Annotated in this window: 22 protein-coding genes; 9 read left to right on the top strand and 13 right to left on the bottom strand. The window is 63.3% G+C overall.

Annotation, left to right across the window (positions count from 1 at the left end):
• The first annotated feature begins 14 nt into the window (after positions 1 to 14).
• Genes carD through rlmB form a run of 5 tightly spaced genes read left to right on the top strand, consistent with a single transcriptional unit; the run spans position 15 to position 4,081 of the window.
• On the top strand, positions 15 to 503 hold the full coding sequence (carD, locus tag P0M12_RS16035) for an RNA polymerase-binding transcription factor CarD (RefSeq protein WP_003945666.1): 489 nt from the start codon (positions 15 to 17) through the stop codon (positions 501 to 503).
• A 22-nt stretch (positions 504 to 525) separates the two neighbouring features.
• The gene (gene ispD / locus P0M12_RS16040) at positions 526 to 1,224 is read left to right on the top strand and encodes a 2-C-methyl-D-erythritol 4-phosphate cytidylyltransferase (RefSeq protein WP_003945606.1); all 699 of its coding nucleotides are present in this window, start codon (positions 526 to 528) and stop codon (positions 1,222 to 1,224) included.
• Positions 1,225 to 1,701, top strand: a complete 477-nt coding sequence (gene ispF / locus P0M12_RS16045) for a 2-C-methyl-D-erythritol 2,4-cyclodiphosphate synthase (RefSeq protein WP_047269647.1) — start codon at positions 1,225 to 1,227, stop codon at positions 1,699 to 1,701.
• 11 nt (positions 1,702 to 1,712) lie between these two features.
• Positions 1,713 to 3,107, top strand: coding sequence for a cysteine--tRNA ligase (cysS, locus tag P0M12_RS16050; RefSeq protein ID WP_003945830.1), 1,395 nt, complete (start codon positions 1,713 to 1,715; stop codon positions 3,105 to 3,107).
• 2 nt (positions 3,108 to 3,109) lie between these two features.
• Entirely contained in the window at positions 3,110 to 4,081 is a 972-nt protein-coding gene (rlmB, locus tag P0M12_RS16055; protein ID WP_003945749.1) for a 23S rRNA (guanosine(2251)-2'-O)-methyltransferase RlmB, read from the top strand.
• Between the two features lie 34 nt (positions 4,082 to 4,115).
• Here the strand turns inward: rlmB and P0M12_RS16060 are convergent, their stop codons facing one another.
• Positions 4,116 to 5,897 carry an ABC transporter ATP-binding protein gene (locus P0M12_RS16060; protein WP_277376562.1) on the bottom strand — a complete coding sequence of 594 codons (1,782 nt, stop codon included), beginning with the start codon at positions 5,895 to 5,897 and terminating at the stop codon, positions 4,116 to 4,118.
• Positions 5,894 to 7,522, bottom strand: coding sequence for an ABC transporter ATP-binding protein (locus P0M12_RS16065; RefSeq protein ID WP_277376563.1), 1,629 nt, complete (start codon positions 7,520 to 7,522; stop codon positions 5,894 to 5,896). Before P0M12_RS16065 ends, P0M12_RS16060 begins: the two co-directional genes overlap by 4 nt.
• Before the next feature lie 200 nt (positions 7,523 to 7,722).
• Between P0M12_RS16065 and P0M12_RS16070 the strand changes: the two genes are divergently transcribed.
• Positions 7,723 to 8,712 (top strand): iron-siderophore ABC transporter substrate-binding protein, encoded by a 990-nt coding sequence (locus P0M12_RS16070; protein ID WP_003945426.1) that lies wholly within the window; start codon positions 7,723 to 7,725, stop codon positions 8,710 to 8,712.
• A gap of 4 nt (positions 8,713 to 8,716) precedes the next feature.
• Here the strand turns inward: P0M12_RS16070 and P0M12_RS16075 are convergent, their stop codons facing one another.
• Positions 8,717 to 9,514 (bottom strand): AraC family transcriptional regulator, encoded by a 798-nt coding sequence (locus P0M12_RS16075; RefSeq protein WP_031332820.1) that lies wholly within the window; start codon positions 9,512 to 9,514, stop codon positions 8,717 to 8,719.
• A gap of 171 nt (positions 9,515 to 9,685) precedes the next feature.
• Complete coding sequence (locus P0M12_RS16080) at positions 9,686 to 10,405, bottom strand: hypothetical protein (protein ID WP_003945935.1); 720 nt, start codon at positions 10,403 to 10,405, stop codon at positions 9,686 to 9,688.
• 365 nt (positions 10,406 to 10,770) lie between these two features.
• On the opposite strand from P0M12_RS16080, the gene P0M12_RS16085 reads away from it, so the two are divergent.
• Positions 10,771 to 11,412 carry a hypothetical protein gene (locus P0M12_RS16085; protein WP_047269642.1) on the top strand — a complete coding sequence of 214 codons (642 nt, stop codon included), beginning with the start codon at positions 10,771 to 10,773 and terminating at the stop codon, positions 11,410 to 11,412.
• 88 nt (positions 11,413 to 11,500) lie between these two features.
• Here the strand turns inward: P0M12_RS16085 and P0M12_RS16090 are convergent, their stop codons facing one another.
• The 7 genes from P0M12_RS16090 to P0M12_RS16120 form a co-directional block, all read right to left on the bottom strand.
• Positions 11,501 to 12,193: an LpqN/LpqT family lipoprotein gene (locus P0M12_RS16090; protein ID WP_039973380.1), complete on the bottom strand. Its 693-nt coding sequence runs from the start codon at positions 12,191 to 12,193 to the stop codon at positions 11,501 to 11,503.
• Between the two features lie 77 nt (positions 12,194 to 12,270).
• Positions 12,271 to 13,143, bottom strand: coding sequence for a biotin-dependent carboxyltransferase family protein (locus P0M12_RS16095; RefSeq protein ID WP_007733989.1), 873 nt, complete (start codon positions 13,141 to 13,143; stop codon positions 12,271 to 12,273).
• A 57-nt stretch (positions 13,144 to 13,200) separates the two neighbouring features.
• Complete coding sequence (gene pxpB / locus P0M12_RS16100; protein ID WP_007733990.1) at positions 13,201 to 13,818, bottom strand: 5-oxoprolinase subunit PxpB; 618 nt, start codon at positions 13,816 to 13,818, stop codon at positions 13,201 to 13,203.
• On the bottom strand, positions 13,815 to 14,576 hold the full coding sequence (locus P0M12_RS16105) for a 5-oxoprolinase subunit PxpA (protein WP_007733991.1): 762 nt from the start codon (positions 14,574 to 14,576) through the stop codon (positions 13,815 to 13,817). The genes pxpB and P0M12_RS16105 overlap by 4 nt, the downstream gene beginning before the upstream one ends.
• Positions 14,577 to 14,610: 34 nt before the next feature.
• Positions 14,611 to 15,492: a metal ABC transporter permease gene (locus P0M12_RS16110; RefSeq protein WP_003945811.1), complete on the bottom strand. Its 882-nt coding sequence runs from the start codon at positions 15,490 to 15,492 to the stop codon at positions 14,611 to 14,613.
• A complete protein-coding gene (locus P0M12_RS16115) occupies positions 15,489 to 16,367 on the bottom strand; it encodes a metal ABC transporter ATP-binding protein (protein ID WP_047269722.1) in 879 nt (292 codons plus the stop codon). Before P0M12_RS16115 ends, P0M12_RS16110 begins: the two co-directional genes overlap by 4 nt.
• An 84-nt stretch (positions 16,368 to 16,451) precedes the next feature.
• Positions 16,452 to 17,402 (bottom strand): zinc ABC transporter substrate-binding protein, encoded by a 951-nt coding sequence (locus tag P0M12_RS16120; protein ID WP_007733993.1) that lies wholly within the window; start codon positions 17,400 to 17,402, stop codon positions 16,452 to 16,454.
• A 139-nt stretch (positions 17,403 to 17,541) separates the two neighbouring features.
• On the opposite strand from P0M12_RS16120, the gene P0M12_RS16125 reads away from it, so the two are divergent.
• Positions 17,542 to 18,630, top strand: coding sequence for a LacI family DNA-binding transcriptional regulator (locus P0M12_RS16125; protein WP_007733995.1), 1,089 nt, complete (start codon positions 17,542 to 17,544; stop codon positions 18,628 to 18,630).
• A 3-nt stretch (positions 18,631 to 18,633) separates the two neighbouring features.
• On the opposite strand, the gene otsB is transcribed toward P0M12_RS16125, so the two are convergent.
• Both otsB and kstR read right to left on the bottom strand, forming a co-directional pair.
• Positions 18,634 to 21,174 carry a trehalose-phosphatase gene (gene otsB, locus P0M12_RS16130; protein WP_003945932.1) on the bottom strand — a complete coding sequence of 847 codons (2,541 nt, stop codon included), beginning with the start codon at positions 21,172 to 21,174 and terminating at the stop codon, positions 18,634 to 18,636.
• 87 nt (positions 21,175 to 21,261) lie between these two features.
• Positions 21,262 to 21,900: a cholesterol catabolism transcriptional regulator KstR gene (gene kstR / locus P0M12_RS16135; RefSeq protein ID WP_003945752.1), complete on the bottom strand. Its 639-nt coding sequence runs from the start codon at positions 21,898 to 21,900 to the stop codon at positions 21,262 to 21,264.
• Between the two features lie 94 nt (positions 21,901 to 21,994).
• Here kstR and P0M12_RS16140 point away from each other — a divergent pair, with 94 nt between their 5' ends.
• A complete protein-coding gene (locus P0M12_RS16140; protein WP_042920534.1) occupies positions 21,995 to 24,157 on the top strand; it encodes an acyl-CoA dehydrogenase in 2,163 nt (720 codons plus the stop codon).
• Positions 24,158 to 24,230: the final 73 nt, after the last annotated feature.

Consider the following 24,230-nt stretch of genomic DNA (forward strand, 5'->3'; position numbering starts at 1 on the left):
GGGGCACGGGACACATGATTTTCAAGGTCGGAGACACCGTCGTATACCCCCATCACGGTGCGGCGCTGATCGAAGCTATCGAAACCCGCACCATCAAGGGTGAGCAGAAGGAGTACCTGGTTCTGAAGGTCGCTCAAGGCGATCTCACAGTACGGGTTCCTGCAGACAACGCAGAGTACGTCGGAGTTCGTGACGTGGTCGGCCAAGAAGGCCTCGACAAGGTTTTCCAGGTTCTGCGAGCACCGCACACCGAAGAGCCCACCAACTGGTCTCGTCGATACAAGGCAAATCTCGAGAAGCTTGCCTCAGGTGACGTGAACAAGGTTGCAGAAGTTGTTCGTGACCTGTGGCGTCGTGAGCAGGACCGCGGACTTTCCGCTGGTGAGAAGCGCATGCTCGCCAAGGCTCGTCAGATTCTCGTCGGAGAGCTCGCGCTCGCCGAGGGCACTGACACCGAGAAGGCAGAGACCATTCTCGACGAGGTCCTCGCGGCCGCGTCCTGACTGCAACACAACAAAGCTGACAGTGGCAGTAGTAGCCCTGGTACCTGCCGCAGGTCGGGGAGTGCGATTGGGCGAGAAGTTGCCCAAGGCATTTGTCGAACTCGGTGGGTGCACCATGCTTGCACGCGCGGTCGATGGACTCCGGAAATCCGGAGCGATCGACCGCGTTGTTGTCATTGTGCCGCCTGAACTGGTCGAATCCGTCGTAGCCGACCTCGGTCGTGCAGCGGACGTCGACGTCGTCGGCGGTGGTGCCGAAAGAACCGATTCGGTTCGAGCCGGCCTCAGTGCTGCCGGCGACGCAGATTTTGTACTCGTGCACGATGCCGCACGGGCATTGACACCGCCGGCGTTGATCGCGCGCGTCGTCGACACTCTCCGAGCCGGCAGCTCCGCTGTCATCCCGGTACTTCCGGTTACCGACACGATCAAGTCGGTCGACGTACTCGGCGCAGTCACCGGTACGCCTCTGCGTTCGGAGTTGCGTGCGGTTCAAACTCCCCAAGGATTCTCCACCGACGTCCTGCGCAGTGCGTACGACGCCGGTGACGTCGCCGCGACCGACGACGCCGCTCTGGTCGAGCGTCTCGGTGTTTCGGTGCAGACGATTCCCGGCGACGCCCTCGCCTTCAAGATCACCACTCCGCTCGACCTGGTCCTTGCACGGGCGCTCCTGAGCTCGGAGACAGCGTTGAGTGCGGATTCACAGGACGGAAATTAGATGCGCGTCGGTCTCGGCACGGATGTTCATCCCATCGAGGTCGGTCGTCCTTGCTGGATGGCCGGGTTGCTGTTCGAGGAAGCAGACGGGTGCTCGGGCCATTCGGACGGCGACGTCGCCGTCCACGCGCTGTGTGACGCGTTGCTCTCTGCGGCGGGCCTCGGTGACCTCGGTTCGGTTTTCGGCACCGGCAGGCCCGAATGGGACGGCGTGAGCGGCGCTCGAATGCTTGCCGAGGTTCGCCGACTGCTCGAAGAGAACCAGTTCGCCGTCGGCAACGCCGCGGTGCAGGTCATCGGCAACCGTCCGAAGATCGGGCCACGTCGCGACGAGGCACAGAAGGTGCTCTCGGACATTCTCGGCGCGCCTGTTTCGGTGTCCGCGACCACCACGGACGGCCTCGGCTTGACCGGTCGCGGCGAGGGGATCGCCGCCATGGCCACCGCGTTGGTCATGACAACCGAACACGACAGGTAAGATCGCTGGTCGTGACCCTGCGCCTATACGACACCGGTACGCGGGCCCTTCGGGATTTTGTTCCGTTGGCCCCCGGACATGCATCGGTGTACCTGTGTGGGGCGACAGTTCAGGGCGATCCTCACATCGGACACGTTCGTAGCGGCGTCGCTTTCGACGTGCTGCGTCGCTGGCTGTTGGCGCACGGCAACGACGTTGCCTTCGTGCGCAACGTGACGGACATCGACGACAAGATTCTCAACAAGGCCGCCGGCGCCGGTCGACCTTGGTGGGAGTGGGCGGCGACGTTCGAGCGGTCGTTCACGTGGGCCTACGACCAACTGGGCGTGCTGCCACCGTCCATCGAGCCACGGGCCACGGGCCACGTGACGCAGATGGTCGAGATGATGGAACGTCTGATCGAGAACGGCCACGCGTACGCGGCGGGCGGTGACGTCTACTTCGACGTGCAGAGCTACCCCGAGTACGGCGCACTGTCCGGCCACAAACTCGACGACGTTCATCAGGGCGAGAGCGCTGCCGAGGGAAAGCGTGATCCTCGCGACTTCACCCTCTGGAAGGCCGTCAAGCCCGGTGAGCCCTCGTGGCCGACACCGTGGGGACCCGGCCGTCCGGGCTGGCACCTCGAGTGCTCGGCCATGGCGGAGTTCTATCTCGGGGCGGCATTCGACATCCATTGTGGTGGACGCGATCTCGTCTTTCCGCACCACGAGAACGAAATTGCGCAGGCCAAGTGCGCCGGCGACGATTTCGCTCAGTACTGGTTGCACAACGGCTGGGTCACGATGAGTGGCGAGAAGATGTCCAAATCGTTGGGCAATGTTCTCTCGGTGCCGAACGTGCTCAAGAAGGTTCGTCCGCAAGAACTTCGGTACTACCTCGGTAGTGCGCACTACCGTTCCAATCTCGAGTACTCGGACGAGGCGTTGGACGAAAGTGCGAAGTCCTACCAGGGGCTCGAGTCGTTCGTCCTGCGCACACACAAGCGTGCGGGCGGCGTCGAACTCGGTACGTGGACCGAAGGTTTCGCGGCGGCTCTCGACAACGACTTGTCGGTGCCGATCGCGTTGGCCGAGATTCACGGCAAGGCGAGCGAGGGTAATTCCGCGCTCGCTGCCGGTGATCTCGACGCGGCTCGGGTGGCTGCCGGCCAGGTGCGGGCCATGCTCGCGATCCTGGGCGTCGACCCACTCGACGAGCATTGGACGCAGTCCGGTGGCGACACCGAGACGGCAATGGAAGCTTTGGACGTGTTGGTGCGGGCCGATCTCGATCGTCGGCAGCAGGCACGTACGGAAAAGAACTGGGCGGTGGCGGACGAGGTCCGCGATCGCCTCATCAAGGCGGGTATCGAAGTAACCGATACTCCCGACGGACCCGAATGGTCCCTTAAGGCAGGGCAGTAACAATGGCTGGAAACTCGAGCAGGCGCGGCGCAGTCCGTAAGGGCGGCACCAAGAAGGGCCAGGTTGCCGGTTCCGGCGGTAAGCACCGTCGCGGTCTCGAAGGGCGTGGCGCTACGCCGCCCGCCGAGGCACGCACCAAGCATCCCGCGGCAAAGCGAGCAGCGCGCGCCGCACGTGCCGACGAGAAGCAGGGCCGCGGTGGCCGTCCGGGTCCGGGCCGCAAGGTTCTCGACGGTCCCGAGACAGTGCTCGGACGCAACCCGGTGGTCGAGTGCCTACGCGCCGGCGTTCCGGCGACTGCACTGTGGGTCGCCGTCGGCACCGAGAGCGACGATCGACTGAAGGAATCCGTTCAGCTCGCTGCGGATGCCGGCATCTCGATCCTCGAGGTCCCCCGCACCGATCTGGATCGCCTCAGCGCCAACGGTCTTCACCAGGGCATCGCCCTGCAGGTTCCGCCGTACCGCTACGCGCACCCGGACGATCTTCTCTCGGAGGCGCGCAAGCATGCCGAGCCGCCGCTGCTCGTCGCGCTGGACAACATCACCGATCCCCGCAACCTGGGTGCCGTCGTGCGCTCGGTCGCAGCTTTCGGTGGACACGGCGTCGTGATTCCGGAGCGTCGTAGCGCGAGCGTGAGTGCTGTCGCTTGGCGTACCAGCGCCGGCGCTGCCGCTCGTTTGCCGATTGCTCGGGCAACCAACCTCACCCGCACGCTCAAGGACTGGGCATCGAAGGGTGTTCAGGTCGTCGGTCTCGACGCCGAGGGCGACACCACTCTCGACGATTTCGACGGCAGCGGTCCCGTTGTGATCGTGGTCGGTTCCGAGGGCAAGGGCCTTTCGCGCCTCGTCCGCGAGAACTGCGACGCGATCCTGTCGATTCCGATGGCAGGTCCGGTCGAGTCGCTCAACGCCTCGGTTGCCGCCGGAGTCGTCCTGGCGGACATCGCCCGCAGGCGTCGTAGCAGCTGAGTTGTAACGGCTTTCGGGTGAGTCTGGCGGGGTTCTAGCTCCGCACCGACCAGGCTTCCCACAGTGCAGCGTAGGAACCGTCCGCGCCGATCAGTTCGTCATGTGTCCCGCTCTCGACTACGCGGCCACCGCTCATGACGAGTATGCGATCGGCGCGGACTGCTTGGCTCAGCCGGTGTGCGATCACCACGGCGGTCCTGCCGGTGACTGCGAGCTCGGCTGCCTGATCGAGTAGACCGGCTGCGGTGGTTCCGGCTTCGGCAGTCGCCTCGTCGAGGATGACGACGGGAGGATCGAGCAGAGCCAGTCGGACGAGGGCTATGTGCTGTGCCTGCGCTGCCGTCAACTGGTACCCACCGGCCCCGACCCTGGTCTCGAGTCCGTCCGGAAGTTCATGAATCCATTGAGCTTTCATCGTGTCGACGGCTTCGGCGATCTTCGCATCGTCCGAATCTGGTGCACACAACCGGAGATCGTCGGCGATCGTCCCGACGAACACGTGAACTTCCTGGCTGACGAGGACGACTTCGTGCCGAAGTTCGGCATCACTCAGGTCGTCAATCAGTGTGCCGTCGACGGTGATTCGCCCGTCCCCGACGGGAATGATGCCGGCAATCAGTTTGGCGAGCGTGGTCTTTCCGGCGCCGCTGCTTCCGACGACGGCGATTCGTTCCCCCGGTGCGATCGAGATCGAGATCGAATCGATCACCGGGGTGGAGTTGTCGTACGAGTAGGAAACCCGGTCCACCTCGACGCCGATGGGTTCGGACCGAGCCGAGGCAGGAATGCTCGTGGGCCGCCCGGGCATCGCGGTGACTCCGATCAGGCGAGCCAGGCTGGCACCCGCATCCTGCAATTCGTCGATGTTCGAGAGAAATACCGCGATGGGGCTGAACAGACTGTGGAAGTAGAGGGCGGCGGCGGTAGCGGCCCCGATGGACACCGAGTCTGTGGTCACGAGCCAGTAGCCGACGCTCAGGACGGCGGCCAGTCCGAGCAGTTCGGCGCCGTTGAGTTGGGCGAAGAAGTTGGTGCGCAGGCGAACTGCCTGCATGTCGAAGCTGATGGCATGCTCGGAGGTCTCGGCGATTCGGTCGATGTGCTCGTCTGTTCGCCGCAGGGCAGTGACAGTGCCTGCGCCTCCGAGAGTTTCGATGAGCTGTTGTCCCCGCCTGGCCTGCGCAGCGCGAGAGCGTCGGTAGACGGGTCCGGAGCGTCGGAGGAAATGACGAAGAGCGAAATAGTGAATCGGCGCAACGGCAACGATTGCCACGGTGAAGCGCCAATCGATCACTCCCACACCGACAAGCGTCAGTGAAATCATGAACAGGGCAGACACGGTGGCGGGTAGTACTCGCGCGATGACTGTGTTTACCGCTTCGACGTCGCCCGAGACCCGGGAAATCAGATCACCGGTTCCGGCATCCTCGACCAGTGACGACGGCTGCGCGAGGGTGGCGGCGAACACGTCCTCACGAAGATCGGCCAGCACGTTCTGCGCGACGTTCGCCAGAAGCTGTGTGCTCCACCAGGTCAGCGCAACCCCTGCTGCCGCTGCGCCGAGCATGAACGCGGTGATACGCAGGAGTGAGGCAAACGGTTTGCCCTCCGTGACCGCATCGACCATGAGTCCGAGCAGTGCCGGGGTGGACAGGCCGCAGGCCGTAGCAGAGAGAAGCACGACGGTCGTGAGTGCGAGCGCTCGCTTGCGTGGCCGAAGCAGTGCGATCAATGCGCGGACGGTCTGTTTGGTCGACGCGATCGGCAGGGCGGATGCAACCGGAACAGCAGATGCATCCGGAAGGGTATCGGTCACAGCGACTCTCCCTCCCGAACGCAGTGGTCGATCGTGACGACACGGTCACACGAATGGAGCAGGGTCGGGCTCGAGGTGATCACCAGAATGGCCTTGTCGGGGAAGTTTCTCAGGGAGTGTGCAATTCGATGCTCGGTGACAGAGTCCACGGAAGTGGTGGGTTCGTGGAGGACCAGGATCGGCTGGGGTTGATGGAGAGCGCGGGCGAGGAGAAGGCGTTGGCGTTGACCTCCGGAGAGTTTCTTTCCTTGCTCGCCTACCTCGGAGAGGTGGCCGTCGGGCAGATGCGTCAACACGTCGTCGAGCGCAGATGACGTCATTGCCGACGAGTCGACGTTCGGTGCAGCCAGATTGTCGAAGACGGTGCCGGTGAACACGGTTCCTTCATGAGCGGAGACGAACACCTGATCACGAACTCCGTCCGGGCCGAGGTCGGTTGCATCGGTGCCGAATACGAAGTAAGAGTCGAGGTCCAGCGGAGTCTGAAAGGCGAGTTGTCGTGCCAGTCGATCGGCGGAATCGTCAGCGCGCACGCCCACCACTTCTCCGCGTCGAGCTGAGACGACAGTTCCGTTGTCCGCCGAAATCAATAGGGCGTCTCCACTTCTGGCAGGTTCGGTCGTGGCCGTGGCGGCCAGCGATTCGATCAGGTGTGGCTCGGCCAACAGTTCGGAAAGTCTGCGCGCGGAACCTCGCTTGGCAGCGAGTTCGGCACCGAAGAACCCCAGCGTTTCCATCGGACCGGCAATCACTCTGCTCAAGCCGACAACGGTGACGAAGTTGCCCACGGTGATCGTGCCTTGATGCGCCATCCACGCGGCTCCAAGCGCAACCGAAGCCAGCACCAACGCGGAGACCCCGGAATTGAGCGCGGTCAGGCTGGACATTGCTCTGACCGTCCGGATCGCTGCCTTCATCGACTCCCGGCTCGCGTTGACGTATCGCGACAGGGCGGCGGGTTCAGCCCCGAAACCCTTCAGTACCCGCAGTCCCAGCGTGAAATCCGTTGCAAGCATGCCTGCCTCGGCTGCCTTCTTCTGCTCTGCATACACGCGCTCGTCCAACGGACCGCTGATCTTGTGGATGAATATGAGCTGCGCAGCGGTGATGAGTACGACGATCAGTGCGAGCGGCCACGAGACGAAGGCAAGCGAAATCACTGCCGCGGCGAGCCCCGCAAATGCCGAGCCCTGTTCGGCGACAACCCAGGAGAAGCCCGAGACGTGTGAGGCATCCGAGGTAGAGATGGTGAGAACTTCACCGGTCGAACGCTGAGCTTTCATCCCCCTGGCATCGAGTATTCGTCTGGCAGCATTCAGTCGTAGGTCGTGTTCGCCGTAGACGAAGACCTGCGTGTTCAGGCGAACTGCGATGCGCCACGACAGAGCGAGTCCCACGAACAGAGCACACAGCACCGCAAGCCACACGAGAAGTGCTGTGCTGTCGGACTTTCCGATTGCCCGGTCGACGACGGTGCCGATCAGCACCGGGATGAGGGCTTGAGCTACCTGATACGACGCCTGCCCGGTGACGGCTGCAACCAGTCGCGGGCCGCGTCCGGAGGAGAATGATCCGACTCGGATCATCTCCATCGGACCGGAACGAGTTTCGGGCAGCGCTGACACTCGTGAAACTCCTCGCCCAGATCTGAACACTCGTTGTGCAGTTCTACGGTAGAGCCGGTGCGAGTGCGGAAAGTGCTCGCAGATGCCAAGGGCTACGCGGCAGCGGACAGATGGAGTATCGACACCCCATTACCGGGATCGGGTCTCGATATACCTGGCTGGTCGAAACAAAGTACGTTTGCGAAGAGAGCTGACAGAAGATGAAGAGCACTACCCGAATAGTGGCTGCGTTGGCCGCGATTGCCCTGCTCGCAGGCTGCCAGAGCAGCACCGAGTCAACAGCGTCGGAGGGCACGACGCAGTTGGCCGAGGCCGGCGCGCTGCCGGTCACCGTTGATCACGCGTACGGGTCGACCACCATCGAGACCGAACCTCAGCGGATCGTGACGATCGGCTGGAACAGCCAGGATTCGGTCCTCGCACTGGGCAAGACACCCGTCGCCATGGAGTCGTTCAGTGGGGCAGGCTTGGAGAACGGCATCCTGCCGTGGGACGAAGAATTGTTGGGCGATGTCGAACCCACGTTGCTCGACAGCACGTCCGGTGTGCCGTTCGAGCAGATCCTGGCGTTGGAGCCGGACGTGATCATCGCAGTGGTCTCGGGAATCACCGAAGACGACTATGCACGTCTTTCCCAGATCGCACCCACCATTCCGTTCAAGGAGACCGCATGGGCGACCACGTGGCAGGAACAGTTGTCGACCATCGGATCAGTACTCGGCCAACCGAAGCGGGCTGCCGAGCTGATCGAGGAAACTGACGATTCCATAGCCGACCTGGCTGCCGGATCCCCCAATCTGAACGGGAAAACCTTGACCTTCCTCTCGGGAAACATCGACGGCCTCACCAATTACTGCGCTGACGACGGCCGAGTCATCCTGATGTCCCAGCTCGGACTGAAGCAGTCGGCCGGAAGCGCAGAGCTGTGCGGCGACACCCAGGGGTCGGTGACTGCATCGCGCGAACAGTACAACGAACTGGACGCGGACGTCATCGTGCTCAACGACGCGAGTGGTCAGGGGCTCCCCGGATTGATGGGGGACAAGTTGTTTGCCGACCTGCCGGCAGTCAAGGACGGCAGGCTGATTCAGCAGCTCGGTCTGGCGCGAGTCATGGCCTTGGCTTCACCCACGTCGCTGAGCGTGAAATATGCTTTCGCGGAACTGGTCTCGAAGATGAACGGGTTCTGACCAGTTAGGCTGACAACTCGCACGCGTCCGAGTAGTAGTTCTTCGGTGTGCGTCCGGTGACCTTGCGGAACACGCTGGTGAAGGCGCTGGGGGTTTCGTATCCGACGCGACGGCTTACCGTCGAAACAGGAACGCCCGCAGCGAGATAGGACATCGCAGCGCGGACGCGAACTTGAATCCGCCACTCGGTGAAGGACATCCCCGTGCCTTGAGAGAACACGCGGCTCAGGGTGCGGGGGCTTCCGCCTACCACGTAGGCCCAATCGGCAAGCCCGCGTTGATCGGCGGGGTCGGCGATCAGGCGGCGTGCAACGGCGAGGGCCCGGGGATCGGCGGGCATCGGTACTGCGACATCAGCCGCCTCGATGGGCGCGAGCGTGTCGAAGACTACGGATTCGGCGCGCAAGCGAGCCTCGGTAGGCATATTTCGCTGGTGCAGATGGATGAGCATCGTCTTGACGACGTCGTCGATGCCGATGATCGCGGGTTTTGTCCACGGGTGGGGGAACGACTCGGGCCGGAAATAGGTGAAACGAGCCTCGGTGGATGCGCCGAGCGTGATGCGCCGTGGAGTTCCAGCCGGAATCCACATGCCGACCGTCGGTGGTATCTGCCAACGAACGTCGTCGATGTACGCGCTCATCTCGCCGGAAGCGCCCCAGAGGAGTTCGTGTTCGGGATGGCGGATCTCACGCCACGCGCGCTTCTGATCACGCCCGATGGTGGACGTCGTCATCGAGAAGGGGAGCGGAACGTACCGGCCTGCCGGCACAGCCCAGTACGGAAATCCTGTGGAACTCATCGGTGGATCATACCGCGAATGACTTAGGTAATGCTTTCCTATTTGGTTCTTTGATGCAGGCGCGACGGAGTGTGATCGCCACAAAAGATCGAGGGTGGCACCGAGTCCGAAGACTCGATGCCACCCTCGAACACATTCCCCGACGGAGTGTTTACAGGTGGAGCGAGTGAATCAGCTGCCGTTGGCCAGGACACCGCTGATGATGTCGGAGATGAAGCCGGCCGGGTTGTCCAGGATGGAGGATCCGGCCGAACCGGTTCCGCCCTCGCCGTCAGAAGAGCCGAAGCCCAGATCTGCCGAGCCCGATGCGGCCGCCTCGCCGGGGTTCTTGGCGCGGATCTTGGCGTAGACGCCGCTGATGTTCTGTTCGGTATTGAACGTCGAGATACCGATCGAGCTCGACATTTCCTGGTACGAGCCGATCGGTGCATCGTCGGCGACGAGGTACTGCGCCTCGATCGTCACGGTCTTGCTTCCGGTGGGTGAGATCAGCCAGCCGGTGCTGGGCACATTCACGGTTCGGGCGGCAGTGTCAACCGAAGGCGTGACGGATTCGGTCTTCTGACCGCCGATCAAGTGCCACGCGTTGACCGTTGCCGTGCCCTGGATGTACTTGAACGTGGCGGGGTAGCGGTCGACGAACTGGTCGACGTAACGCTCGGGGTGGCCTGTTGTGGAGATGACCGTGCGCACGGTGACTTTGCCGCCGGGTGCAACTTCGCCGTCGCCCACGATGCTCTTGGTGATCCGGACGTTGGAGGAGTTGACCGTTGCCGCGGACGGGTGGGTGGCATCGGCGCTCGCGGTGCCTGCGGTCATCACGAGTCCGCTGGTGGCAAGTGCAGCGATTGCGATTCCGGTGAGTGTTTTGCGCATTGAAAAACGTGACATGAAATTCTCCGTTCGAGGGGTTCACGCTGACGGCGATGGGATGACTCTTCAAAGGTTGCGCCGCGGTAACCATTGAAACCTATCGGACGCTTGCCTATGTATCAGTTCGGCAGAATTTGCGGAAAAGTCCGAATTAAGAGGACTTTTTCGGTGTCGATTGCCTGCCGTTAACTGATTGTCGACTATTTCGACGAAAAGCTGGGCGAATGTCCAGGTCGACTGTATCGTACTTCGAGAGTCGGGTTGCAACAAGTTTCAGTAATCAATGAATTCGGTTGTCCTGGAACCACACAGAGTGGAGATTGTTCGTGGCAAAGTTTGGATCCAGGAATCGTAGTCTGTCCACCGTTGGAGCTGGTTTGGGGGTGATTGCTCTTGCTGTGGGCGCAAGCGCGCTGGGTGCGGGAGTCGCGACTGCCGAGACAGCAACTTCCGGTGCCTACACATTTACTCGCACCGTGGACAATGCGTCGCCGAAGATCGGTGACACGATCACCTACACGACAGTGTCGAAGAAGAGCGGAATCGACGGGTATATCAGCAGGTTCACCGAGACGCATGCCGCATGCTTGACCTTTGTCCCGGGCTCGGCGAAGGTCACGAAGTTTCACGTTGGCGGGACGATGACCGAAACCACTGAAACGCCGGAACTGACAGCCACGACGCTCGAGGTGACCAGTGCCGGCTGGATCAACAACGGCAGCAAACCGGTGACCATGAAGACCAGTTACACGGTTACTGCTTCGTGTGCGCCGGGAACCGTGTACGGAAGTGGATTGGCGGTAGGTGCCACGGTGATGGGCAACGGATTCCAGTCGAGTGCGAATTTCGCCAACTTGGGCCCGTCCATCACTGTCCGCGCCGCGGATGTGGTCGATCCGGTTGACCCGGTCGATCCCGTTGATCCGGTTGATCCCACTGGCCCCGGAACCGGTGGCGGAATCGGATCGCTCGGCTCGTTGAGTGGTGGCCTCGGTTCCCTCAGCGGCCTGTTCGGTTCGAGCTAGGCGAGAGTTGTGAAACGGCGGGCCGAGACTGTCGTAGTCTCGGCCCGCCGCGGTTGTTCGGAGATCGGGTATTCAAACCATCAGGTGCTCAGCCGAATTCGATCGAGGTGTTGATTTCTTCCACCTGGTTGGAGGTCTGCATGTTCGTCGTGTCGGTGAACTGGTTTGCAAAGCTGACCAGGTAGACCGGCGAGTTGTCGTCGGCTTGGTAAGCGACGACCGTCATGACGGCGTAGAGCGGAACGTCCAGGTTTGGGGCGGTCCAGGTTCCGGAGAGGCGGAAACCCTGCTGTCCGTCGACGTCGATCTCGGTGTACTTCACCTCGGTCCACCCGTCGAGAGTGGCGATCGTTTCACGCGCAGCGGCAAGAACCTCGTCTTTTGTTGCGGTGCCCTGGTTTTCGACCGTCACCGTGGTGTTCGGCATGAAACCGCTGGGTTCCTGGCTGTTGCTGGACAACGCGTCCGTAACGCCGGCAGGGATGTTCTCGCCGTGAGTCCAGCTCGGCGGGAGGCTGACGCTGATGCTCGGCGCTTCGGGGTCGTCGCCGGTTTCGATCGTCGTCCGCTCACCGATGAACGGTGTTCCGTCCCGCAAAGTCGGCGTCGCGGCAGCGGCAGACGGCGAGGATGCAGAACTTTCGGAAGCAGTGGTCTCACTGGTGTTGGTATCACTGGAGACGGCGTCGCCGCTTTCCGAACTGCTGCATCCGGACAAGACGAGTGCAGCAGTGATCAGTGACGCTATTCCGAGAGCAAGTGTGCTGCTCTTAGGGCTCATAGTGTGACAGTCCTTCAGGTTTTGGCGACGGCCGAGCGCCGCCGGCAGCATTGCTGGCGCGGCTGAGACTATCAGCGCTACGACGGCCGAGTAGTGGCCTTGAAGGTAATGGTGCTGCCGGGCCGCAGCTGTGCCAGCGACGCAATCCCGGCGTCGGAAACGACGGCGATGACCGGGTATCCGCCGGTCACGGGATGGTCGGCGAGGAACACGACGGGCTGGCCGCCTGGCGGCACCTGGATGGATCCCGTCACGACGCCTTCGCTCGGCAATTCCCCGGTGCGTGAGCGATGCAAAGGCCCTTGGCCCTGTAGCCGGACCCCGACTCGGTTGGTGTGTTCGGTGACTTTCCACGTGGTGTGAAGGAGCGCGTGAACGGATGCGGCGGTGAACCAGGAATTTCGGGGGCCGAGCGTGATCTCGATCGGAACCGCGCCGAGTGCAGGTGCCGGCGGTGGAATCAACTCTTCGGTGGGCCACGTCCCTTCCTCGGCCCCGAGGAGGACTAGATCGCCGGCGGCGAGCGGCGGCGGCCCGAGTCCGGAGAGCGTGTCGGTGGATCTGCTTCCGAGTACCTGCGGGACGTCGACGCCACCGCGTGCAGAGATATACGTTCTCAACCCGGTTGTGCTGTAACCCAATTCGAGAATGCTGCCACTACCCAGATGGATGCTCGCGTAGTCAGGTGCCGGCCGTCCGTCGACGGCCAGCGGCACCCGCGCGCCTGTCGCTGCCACCGTCATCGAACCGACGGCCCGCATAGCGAAACCCCCAGCGGTGACTTCGATGGTTGCTGCTCGAAAAGTGTTGCCTACGAGTCTGTTGGCGCTGTCATGCGAGATCATGTCGACGGCGCCGGATCTTCCGACCCCGAGGGCGCCGTAGCCTCTCCGCCCGCGGTCCTGAACTGTGGCGAGCGGGCCGGTACGCACAACCTCGAGCCAGGCCATGAATCCATTGTCCCGCAACAGCGCGGTGAAGACACCAAAATCATGCTTGCACCAAAATCATGCACGGACAAAGGTGACTGTGGTGCCGGGTAGAAGCAGCGCCGGCGGGCGGCGCTCGGCATCCCACACCGACAGTTCCGTCGTTCCGATCAACTGCCAGCCGCCCGGGGAGCTACGCGGGTAGACGCCCGAGAACGGTCCGGCCAACCCGACTGCACCGGCCGGGACCTGCCTGCGCGGGTCCGATCGACGTGGAACTTCGAGCTTTCTCTCGTTGCTGGTCAGATACGCGAAGCCGGGGGCGAAACCGATGAACGCGACGGTCCACGACGCAGCCGTGTGAGCGTCGATCACACCGTCGACCCCGAGACCGGTCAGCTTGCCCACCTCTACGAGATCGGGGCCGTCGTAGCGGACCGGAATCTCGACGGCAGGCCGCCCACTCTCGTCAGCTGTGAGTTCGATCGGTACGGCCCCACGTACCCATTTCTCCACCAGTTGGTGCGCGGTGATCGTGTTGTCGTACTCGATCAAGATGGTTCGCGCCGCGGGAATCAGGTCGATCACTCCGGGGATCCGACTGGCGTCGAGAGCCCTGAAGTTGCCCAGCACACTCGGCAGTTCGTCGTACTCGACGAGGACTGCGGATTCACCGGCGGGCAGGATCGCGATCATGTGAACGGCGTGATCTCGACGTCGGAAGATTCGAGGAGAGCGCGGATTGCCACGGCCATGTCGACGGCTGCCGGACTGTCACCGTGCACGCACACCGATGCGGCAGCGACTTTCAACGTGCTCCCGTCGACTGCGTCCAACTCGCCGTCGACGACCATTCGCCGAACCCGCTCTGCAACAAGTGTCGGGTCCTGCAGAACGGCGCCCGACTCGGTGCGGGGGACCAGGGTGCCTTCCGCCGTGTACGCACGATCGGCAAAAGCCTCGGCGACCGCGTCGAGACCGGCCTCGCGCGCCTCTTCCAGAAACACCGAACCAGGTAGTCCGAGAACAGGTAGCGAACTGTCATAGGCAACGACGGCGGCGACCACGGCCCGCGCCTGCCGTCGGTGATGGACTATTGCGTTGTAGAGCGCGCCGTGGGGTTTGACGTACGTGACCCGCGATCCGGCGACACGAGCCAAACCGTCGAGTGCCCCTATTTGATAAATGACGTCGGCGGTGAGGTCCTTCGGGGACACGTCGATGAAGCGTCTGCCGAAACCGGCGAGGTCTCGGTACCCCACCTGCGCGCCGATCCGGACGCCGCGGGCGGCGGCGGATTCGCAAGTCGCCAACAGCGTTGTCGGGTCGCCGGCATGGAATCCGCAGGCGATGTTCGCGCTGGTGACAAGTTCGAGCATGGCGTCGTCGTCGCCCAGGGTCCAGGCTCCGAAGCCCTCGCCGAGGTCGCTGTTCAGATCAACGCTGTAGCCCATACCTCGATTCTAGGTAGGTATGGGCTCTCGGTGTTCAGGCGTGCGCCGGAATCCGTCCGGCATTCTTGCGACGTGCGGATCCGAAGAGTCGGCATATCAGGTAGATCACGAACGAGACCGAGGTGACGAAACTCGAGACGGGAACGCCGGGGGCCAGCGAGAGAAGGATGCCGCCGACGGCTGCCAGTTCGGCGAACACGACGGAGAGGATCGTGGCCTTGAGTGGGCTTGCCGTGACGTACGCGGCGGCCGCTGCGGGGGTGATCAGCAGCGACATCACCAGCAGAGCACCGACGATCTGTACGCCGAGTGCTGCGGTGATGCCGACCAACACTGCGAACACGATCGACAGTGCCCGGACCGGAACACCGCGAGCTGCAGCAACTTCGGGGTCGGTGCTTGCGAACAGCAAAGGGCGGTAGATGAATCCGAGTGTGCCGATCACGATGACCGCGCACAGCAGCAGAAGTTCGAGACCACTGTTTCCCGGCGCCACGATCTGTCCGACCAACAACGAGAAGCTGGTTCCCGTGCGACCGTCGTACGCCCAGAGGAACAACACCGACAGGCCGAGGCCGAAAGCCATGATCACGCCGATCACCGAATCTCGGTCGCGCGCTTTGGCTCCGAGCAGTCCGAACAGCACTGCCGCGACCACGGATCCGACGATGGCACCGAAGCCGACGCCCACACCGACGAGAAGTGCGGCGGATGCGCCCGTCAGTGACAGCTCACTCGTTCCGTGCACCGAGAACGACATCTGACGGCTCACGATCAGCGGCCCGATGATGCCGGCCAACAATCCGAGGATGGCACCGGCAATCAACGCCTGTTGGACGAAGTCGTACTGCAGTAGGTCGACGGTGGCGGACACGTCGAACATCCGCGACATCGCGTCGGTGAACTTGTTACTCACTGGTGGTGATCCTCATCAGAATGGTGAACGCCTTCTCCCGGGCGTAGTCCGCCTGCGCTGCCGAGCGCGTCGATGGCGTCTCCGGTGCCGATCACGACGAGGCGGCCACGAACCTGCAACACTTCGACGTCGGTGTTGTACAGATCCGAGAGAACCTCGGACGTCATCACTTCGGCCGGCGTCCCGATCCGGAATTTACCGTCCACCAGATAGAGCACTCGATCCACCAACGGCAGGATCGGATTGATCTCGTGCGTCACGAACAGCACCGCGGTGTCATGGCTGCGCCGACGCTTGTCGATCAGCGTCGAGACCAGGTGCTGGTTGGCGAGGTCGAGGCTGAGCAGCGGCTCGTCGCACAACAGGATCCGCGGGTCGCCGACCAAAGCCTGTGCGATCCGCAGTCGCTGCTGCTCACCGCCGGACATGGAACCGATGGGAGCGTCGGCGAACGACTGGGCGCTGACCTGTGCGATGGCGTCGTCGACGATCTTGCGGCGACGACCCCGACGCAGTAGGCCCGTACCCCACTGGTGACCGTCGACGCCGAGGCCGACCAGGTCGCGGCCGCGGAGCGGGAGGCCGTCGTCGATCGATTTCTGCTGCGGGATGTACCCGACGTGTGAGTTCCCGGCCCGTGCCGGCGTGCCGACGATCTGTGCACTACCGCCGCTGAGTTGTAGTTGGCCCAGCAGAATCTTCAGGAGCGAGGTCTTGCCCGACCCGTTCGGCCCGAGTACGGCGATGAACTCACCTGGCTGTACCTCGAGATCGAGCCCGTCCCACAATGTGCGGGCGCCGAAGGACAATCGAGCGTCCTTCAGCGTCACAGCGGGCACGGAGGCCGCTGAAGGCGCGGTGTTACCAGAAGGCACGGTGTTACCAGGGGGCACAGGAGTATTCGCGGAAGTTTCTGTCACAAGCCGATCGGTTCTTCTCGGAAATGGTGGGGCAAATAATTACTGGGCAGAGAGGGCGTTTGCGAGCGACTCCGCGGTCTGCGTCTGCCACTGAATGTAGTCCAGGCCCTCGGGGAGAGTCTCCGTAACCTCGACGACGGGCACTCCGGCGGTTTCGGCGGTGGTGCGCATATCCTGGGTCACTTTGTCCTGTGTCTGGATGTTGTAGACCAATGCGCGGGCCTGCTTCTCCGAGAGGAGCTGGCGCGTTGCGGCGATTGCGGCCGGTGACGGATCGTTGCCGTCTTCGATGGCGTTGGTGAACTCTTCGGGAGTTGCGTCCTTCAGTTCAGCTGCGACCAGGAGGTAGTGCGCGATCGGCTCGGTCTGCGCCACCGGTGCGCCTGCGTGAGCAGCGGCGATGGAATCGGTGATCGCTGTGACGCCGGCGAGCTTCTGGCTGTATGCCTTCGCGTTGTCCTCGTAGGTCGCCGCGTTGTCCGGATCGAGAGCGCTCAGCTGATCGGCCACCGAATGTGCGACGGCGTCGACGGTCGGGATGTCGAACCAGACGTGTTCGTTGACTGCGCCGTGGGTGTGACCGTCATGCGATTCGCCCGCGGTTTCGCCGGCGTGGATGCCGCCGTCGAGCAGGTTGTAGGCGTTGACCGTCTTCTGCTCACCCTTGCCCGCGTCGAGGACGTCGGTGATGAACTGGTCGTAGCCGCCGCCGTTGTAGACGACGAGCGATGCGTCGGTGATCTTGGCGGCATCGGCGGGAGTCGCTTCGAACGAGTGCGGGTCCGCGGACGGCTCGTTGATGATCGACGTCACGGTCAGCTTGTCGCCGGCGACGGCCTGCGCGACGTCGCCCCACACGTTCGTCGATGCGACGACGGTGATGCCGTCGTCCTTCGAGGAGGTTGAGCTGCACGCGGTGAGCGCGAATGCTGCGGCGACCGAGACGGCCGCGAGGGCGGTGGCGGTGCGGAATTTCGACGACGAACGCACGTGCTTTTCTCCTGAACAAAGGCTGGGCTAAATGCTATTGGAAACCGTTACCGTTACACATTAGCGCATAGTCGCTGGTAGTTCACCTTCGGTTCAGCCCCAACGCGCCGTCTGCGGGCACTACGGCTAACGTCCGTTTATGCCCCGGTCCCGTCAGCCACGCCGTCAAGCCACTTTGGCGTCGCTTGCCGCCGAGCTCAATGTGTCGAGAACTACAGTCTCGAACGCGTACAACCGACCCGATCAGCTCTCCGTCGAGCTGCGGGATCGAGTGCTCCAAGCGGCCAAGCGACGCGGATACCCCGGACCTGATCCGGTCGCCCGCTCCTTGCGAACTCGCAAAGCCGGTGCCGTCGGTCTTCTGCTCACCGAAGCACTCAGTTATTCGTTCCGTGACCCGGCCGCCATGAGCTTCCTTGCCGGTCTCTCGGAATCGTGTGAGGACGCCGGCCAGGGCTTGCTGCTCATCCCGGCCGGGCCCGGCCGCGACGAGGTGGATGCTGCAGCCGTGGTCCAGCAGGCGGGCGTCGACGGCTTTGTCGTCTACTCCGTGGCCGACGACGATCCGTATCTCGCTGCCGTGCTCGAGCGTCACATTCCGATCGTCGTCTGCGACCAGCCGCGCGAGATTCCCGGTGCATCCCTCGTGGGCATCGACGACCGCGCTGCCATGCGCAAGGTCGCCGATTACCTCATCGGGCTCGGCCACCGCGACATCGGCGTGCTCTGCATGAGGCTGGGGCGCGACCGGATGGACGGCGTGGTCAGCCAGGAACGACTCAAGTCCCCGCACTTCCACGTCCAGCGTGAGCGGATCGAAGGAGTGCGCGACGCGATGGTGGCGTCCGACATGGACCCACTCTCACTCACCGTGATCGAGCGGTACGTCCACACATCGCAGTCCGGGCACTCGGCGGCGGCGGAAGCTCTCGCGACCAACCCCGAGATCACCGCACTGGTCTGCACCACCGACGTGCTGGCTCTCGGCGCCTTGGACTGGGCGCGCTGGCAGGGCATAGATGTACCTGGCCAACTGTCGATCACCGGATTCGACGGCGTCGACGAGGCGCTGCGCGAATCACTGACAACGGTGCGCCAGCCCCAGGAAGAGAAGGGCCGGCGCGCCGGTGCGCTCCTGATGTCGCCGTCCGGATCCGGCGTTCCGATAGTCGAGATGCTCGACACCGAACTACTGGCCGGGCGAACATCAGGTCGGATCAAGGGGTAGCGCTCACGCCAGGAGTTGGGCGCAGCGCAACAAGCCCAGATGGCTGTACGCCTGGGGGTGGTTGCCCAGTGAGCGTTCCGCGATGGGGTCGTACTCCTCCGCGAGCAGTCCGGTGGGACCCGCTGCCGCGACCAACTGGTCGAACAGCGCCTCTGCTTGCAGGCGTTGCCCGATCAGTAGGTATGCCTCGACGAGCCAGGCGGCACAGAGATGGAATCCACCTTCTATGCCGGGCAGGCCGTCGTCGTGATGGTAGCGGTATACCGTTGAGCCGCTGCGTAGTTCGGCCTCGGTGGCTACGACGGTTGCAGCAAAGCGCGGATCCGTCGGATCGATCAGCCCCGACAGTCCGATGTGCAGAGTCGCCGCGTCGAGATCGGTACCGTCGTAGGCTGCGGTGTACGACTGGACGTCGTCCTTCCAGCCTTTGTGTCGTACTTCGTCGGCGATCTGGTCACGCAGTTCCGCCCACTCGGGCAGGGCCTCGCGAGAAAAGCGGGTCGCAAGATCGACGGCGCGGTCGACGGTGACCCAGCCCATAACCTTGGAATAGACGTGGTGGCGCGGGTTGTCGCGAATTTCCCAGATGCCGTGATCGGGTTCGAACCAGCGCCGCTGCACTGCTTCGACCATGGCGCACACCAGTTCCCAGTCGCGGTCGCTCAAAGGATCGGGATCACCGGCCTTTTCGCGTGCATTCGCCAGTTCGACGATGAGCTCGACGATCGGGCCGAACACGTCCAGTTGAACCTGCTGATTCGCGGCGTTTCCGACGCGGACCGGCCGGGAGCCGGCGTATCCGGGAAGTGAATCGATGACGGCCTCTGGCGGTAGCGAAGTCCCGTAGAGCGTGTAGAGGGGGTGCAGGCGCTCGGGTCCCGGCAGTGTTTCGAGCACGCGGTGGACCCAGTCCAGGTAGTTCTCGGCCTCGTCGGTGGATCCGACGCTCACGAGAGCTGTTGCGGTGAGGGCGGCGTCGCGCAACCAGCAATAGCGGTAGTCCCAGTTGCGGACTCCGCCGATCTCTTCCGGCAGGGATGTTGTGGCGGCGGCCATGATGGAACCGGAATCGGCATGAACCAGCCCGCGCAAGGTCAGTGCAGAGCGTTTCATCAAGTCCGGCTTCAGCTTCGGGAGTTCGAGCGTCTTGGCCCAATCGGACCAGTAGGCCTCCGAGGTCGCTCGACGCTCGAGTTCCGGAACGTCGGACGGGCCGATTTCTTCTGTTCCGCAGCGCAATTCGAGGACGACGTCACCCTTGGACGGCTCGACGATGGCGTGGGCGGTCTGCTGGTTTCCGTCGGTGGCGATGTTCCACAGCACACCGGGGGAGCGGAGTACGTACGGCTCGTTGGTGCCGAGGACCCGAATGCCCTCGTCGACGACCTCGAGCGTGACCTGACCCTGGCCGAACTCGGGACGGGGTGCAAACGAGACGATCGCGTCGGCCTGACCGGAAATGATGCGGGTCAGGTCGGTTCGTCCCTGTGGGACGTCGTGGGGGAGGTAGTCGGTGACGGACAGGCTCGCCCAGCGGGTCTGAACTGTCATCGTGCTGTCGATGTACTTCTGGCTCAGCGGCAAGGCTGTGCGTCGAGGCCCGACCGAGAAGTGGCCGGCCCCGGTTCCGCCGAGAAGGTGTGCGAAGACGGCCGCTGAATCCGGTTCCGGGTGACACAACCAGGTCAGCGTCGCATCCGGGGTCACCAAAGCGACGGTGCGCGGACTGGCGAGCATCGAGAGTCGCTCGATGGGCGGAGCGTCGGCGCCGGAAAGCCACGTACGACGCTCGTCGAGCAGGAACGCCAGAGCGGCAGCGACGTCCTCGGTGCTGTCGACGCGATAGTCGGCGACGGTGTCCCCGCTGCCGACCTTGATTCCGATGTCCGGCCCCTGAAGCCTGCTGAACGCCTTTTCGTCGGTCACGTCGTCCCCGATGAAGACGGCAGCGGTTGCGCCGTCCTGATGGCGAATCAAGTCGAGTGCGTGGCCCTTGTCGGTGGCGATGACAGCCAACTCGACCACCGATTTGCCCTCGGTGACCTGAACGCCTGGCCAGAGTGCCGATTCGGTGCGGACGGCGATGAGCGCCTTCTCGGCGTCGTCGGCACTGGTGTTGCGTACGTGCAGTGCAACGCTGGCGGGCTTCTTCTCCACCGTTGCCCCAGGGGTGTCGGCGGCGATTCGGCCCAACTCGGTGACGATCTCGTCGAGCAGTTTCCTGGCGTCGGCGTCGATCGCGTGAACGAATCCGATGTCGAACTCGGAGCCGTGGCTGCCGACCAATTGCACTTCGGCGGGAAGTCGGGACAGCGCAGCCAGATCCTTGAGGGCGCGGCCCGAGATCACGGCAGCCGTCGTCGACGCGAGGCTGGCGAGAGAGCGAAGCGCACGCACCGTTTCCGCCCGGGGATACGCCTTGTCCGGGTTGGCGACGATGGGTGCCATCGTCCCGTCGTAGTCGGAGGCTACGAGCAGACGCGGCGTGCGTGCCACGCCTGACAGCGCTCGGCGGAGTTCGATGGACAGATCTTGTGCGCTCACCTCTTCAAATCTAGGTGATGCAGCGACTCCTGGCTCGATACGTTTCCGGCCGATCAGTGCAAAAATGACAGATGCGACAAAGGATGTCTATTCGGGTTTCCGAGTTCCGTCACCGAGCAGCAGTTCAACCGTCAATTCCAGTCGATTGGCGACATCGGTAGCCGAAGAGCGTCGCGTGAGCCATGCCACCAAATTGGACAGCCACACATCGGAGATCACGCGCGCGATCGCCAACTGCTCTTCGGTTGGCTCCTCTTCGGTCATCGCTCGTGCGAAGAGGCGGTCCATCAACTGGCCCACCTGATCGACCTCGGCCGCTGCGGAGGCGTCGGCGAACATGAACGCGCGAGTCATCGCTTCGGTGAGGAGCGGATCGCGCTGCATCGCGCGGGTGATGAGGCTGAGGATCAGCTGCATCCGCTCGAGCGGACTGGTTCCAGGCGGGATCTTGCCCTTGGAATCGATCTTCTCGAATTCGCGTGCCAGGGCGGACACCAGTAGGTGAACCTTGGACGGGAAGTAGCGATAGAGCGTTCCGACTGCGACGTCGGCACGCTCGGCCACGGCGCGCATCTGAACAGCCTCGTAGCCCCCCTTGGACGCCAAGGCGAGTGTTGCGTCGAGAATCCGCTTGCGGCGTTCACGTTGCGCGTTGGAGCTGAGATCGTCGTCCCCGAGCGTTGCAGAAGCAACCGCGTTGGAGCGGGATCGGGATGTTGTGGTCATCGACAAATTCCTTCGCGCCTTGACTCTTGGCCAGGTGTCATATTAGAACACGTTCTAAACAATTGTGTCACTTATCGAGAGGCGGGAACCAGTTGTGACAATCGCCACGACCGATGAACAGCGGGCGGTCCAGGAATCGATAGAGGCCTGGGCTCGCTCGGCCACGCCGATGGACATGGTACGCCGTGGACCAGCAGTTTCGTGGCGGGAGAAATGGTCCGAGTTCGCGTCTCTCGGGATATTTTCGGTCGCCGTTCCCGAAGCGGTAGGCGGAGCCGGGGCCGAAATCGTCGATCTCGCAGCAATGCTCGAGCAGGCGGCAATCGAACTCGTGCCGGGTCCTGTTCTCACGACTGCACTCGCAGCTCTGGTGGTGGGGCGTAGTTCGTCGCCCGCTGCCAAGCGATGGTCCGAAACGCTCGCCGACGGTGCGCTGCCGTGTGCCGTCGTATTGGACGAAAGTCCAGTTGCGGCAACGGCGAATGCGTCCGGCGGCATCGAGCTTCATGGCGAAGGAGGTTACGCCTGGGGCGGCGATTCAGGCGTATCGGTACTCGTGTCGGCGGGCGTCGTGTCCGAAGACGAAGGCTCGCGTGTCGTCTGGGCTCTCGTCGACGGAGACAGCGAAGGCGTGACCTACGAAGCGGTCGACACGATCGACAAGTCGCGACCACTGGCGCGAGTCTCCTTCGATCGAGTGACGGTCGATGCCGACCGAATCCTCGATGACATTGCGCCAGGATCGGTTTCCGACCTAGCGGCGGTACTTGGGGCTGCCGAAGCTGCCGGAATTGCGGCGTGGAGCCTGCGTACTGCGGTGGAGTACGCGAAGATTCGCGAACAATTCGGAAAGCCCATCGGCTCGTTCCAGGCGATCAAACACATCTGCGCCGAAATGCTGTGTCGCGTAGAGAATGCCGGAGCCGTCGCCTGGGATGGTGCGGTCGCTGCCGAGTCGGGCGACGAACTTCCGATCGCCGCAGCAGTGGCCGCCGCGGTGTCGCTGGATGCCGCTGTCGACACGGCAAAGGACTGCATTCAAGTGCTCGGCGGCATCGGATTCACCTGGGAGCACGAGGCGCACTTCTACCTTCGTCGAGCACTGTCGCTCCGGCAGATTCTGGGCGGATCGTCTCATTGGCGCGCACGCGTCGCGGAATTGACGATCGGCGGCGCACGGCGTCACCTTCAGATCGACTTGAGTGAGCTCGAATCCGACCGGTCCGAAATTCGCGAAGAGGTAGCGCAATTGGTGGCGCTGCCCGAATCCGAGCAGCGCAACGCGTTGGCCGAATCGGGCTACCTTGCGCCGCACTGGCCCAAGCCGTACGGCCGGGGCGCCAAGGCCGCGCAACAGATTCTGATCGAAGAAGAGTTGGCGGCCGTCGGTATCGGCCGACCCGATCTGGTGATCGGCTGGTGGGCAGTGCCGACCATCCTCGAGCACGGCAGTGCGGAGCAGATCGAAAGATTTGCGACTCCGACGCTCAAGGGCGAGATCACCTGGTGCCAGCTCTTCAGTGAACCCGGCGCAGGTTCGGATCTTGCGGCACTGCGCACGACCGCGGAAAAGGTCGACGGCGGTTGGAAGCTGAACGGCCAGAAAGTCTGGACTTCGCTTGCGCGTGAAGCTGACTGGGCCATCTGCCTCGCCAGGACCGATCGCGAGGTTCCCAAGCACAAGGGCATCACGTACTTCCTTCTCGACATGAAGACGGCTGGGATTCGAATCTCGCCGCTGCGCGAGATCACCGGAGATGCCCTGTTCAACGAAGTCTTCCTCGACGACGTCTTCGTCCCGGACGAGTGCGTCGTCGGCCAGCTCGGTGGAGGCTGGAAACTGGCCCGAACGACCCTCGCCAACGAGCGGGTCGCAATGAGCGGTGGCTCTTCGCTCGGCGGTGCGATGGAGGAATTGCTCGAGCTGGCCGGCGACCCCGATCCTGTGGTGGCAGACAAGCTCGGTGGGCTGATCGGAACCGCCATGGTGGGCTCACTGCTGGAATTGCGCACGACACTGCGGCAATTGGACGGTCAGGATCCGGGTCCGGCGTCGAGCGTCCGCAAGCTGGTGGGCGTGCGCCAGCGTCAGAATGTCGCAGAGTTCGCCATGGAATTGGGTGGCCCGGCCGGATGGGTGGAGGGTCCGCTCTCGCGTGAGTTCCTCAACACGCGATGCCTGTCGATTGCCGGCGGAACCACGCAGATTCTGTTGACCGTCGCCGCGGAGAGAATTCTGGGCCTGCCCCGTGATTAGACGGCGTGAGTAGAGGCCTTTAGAAATGTCCACGTTGGTGATACAACTAGAACACGTTCTACATCAGAGACAG

Source organism: Rhodococcus sp. RCBS9, assembly GCF_029457415.1.
Lineage (GTDB): Bacteria > Actinomycetota > Actinomycetes > Mycobacteriales > Mycobacteriaceae > Rhodococcus_F > Rhodococcus_F qingshengii.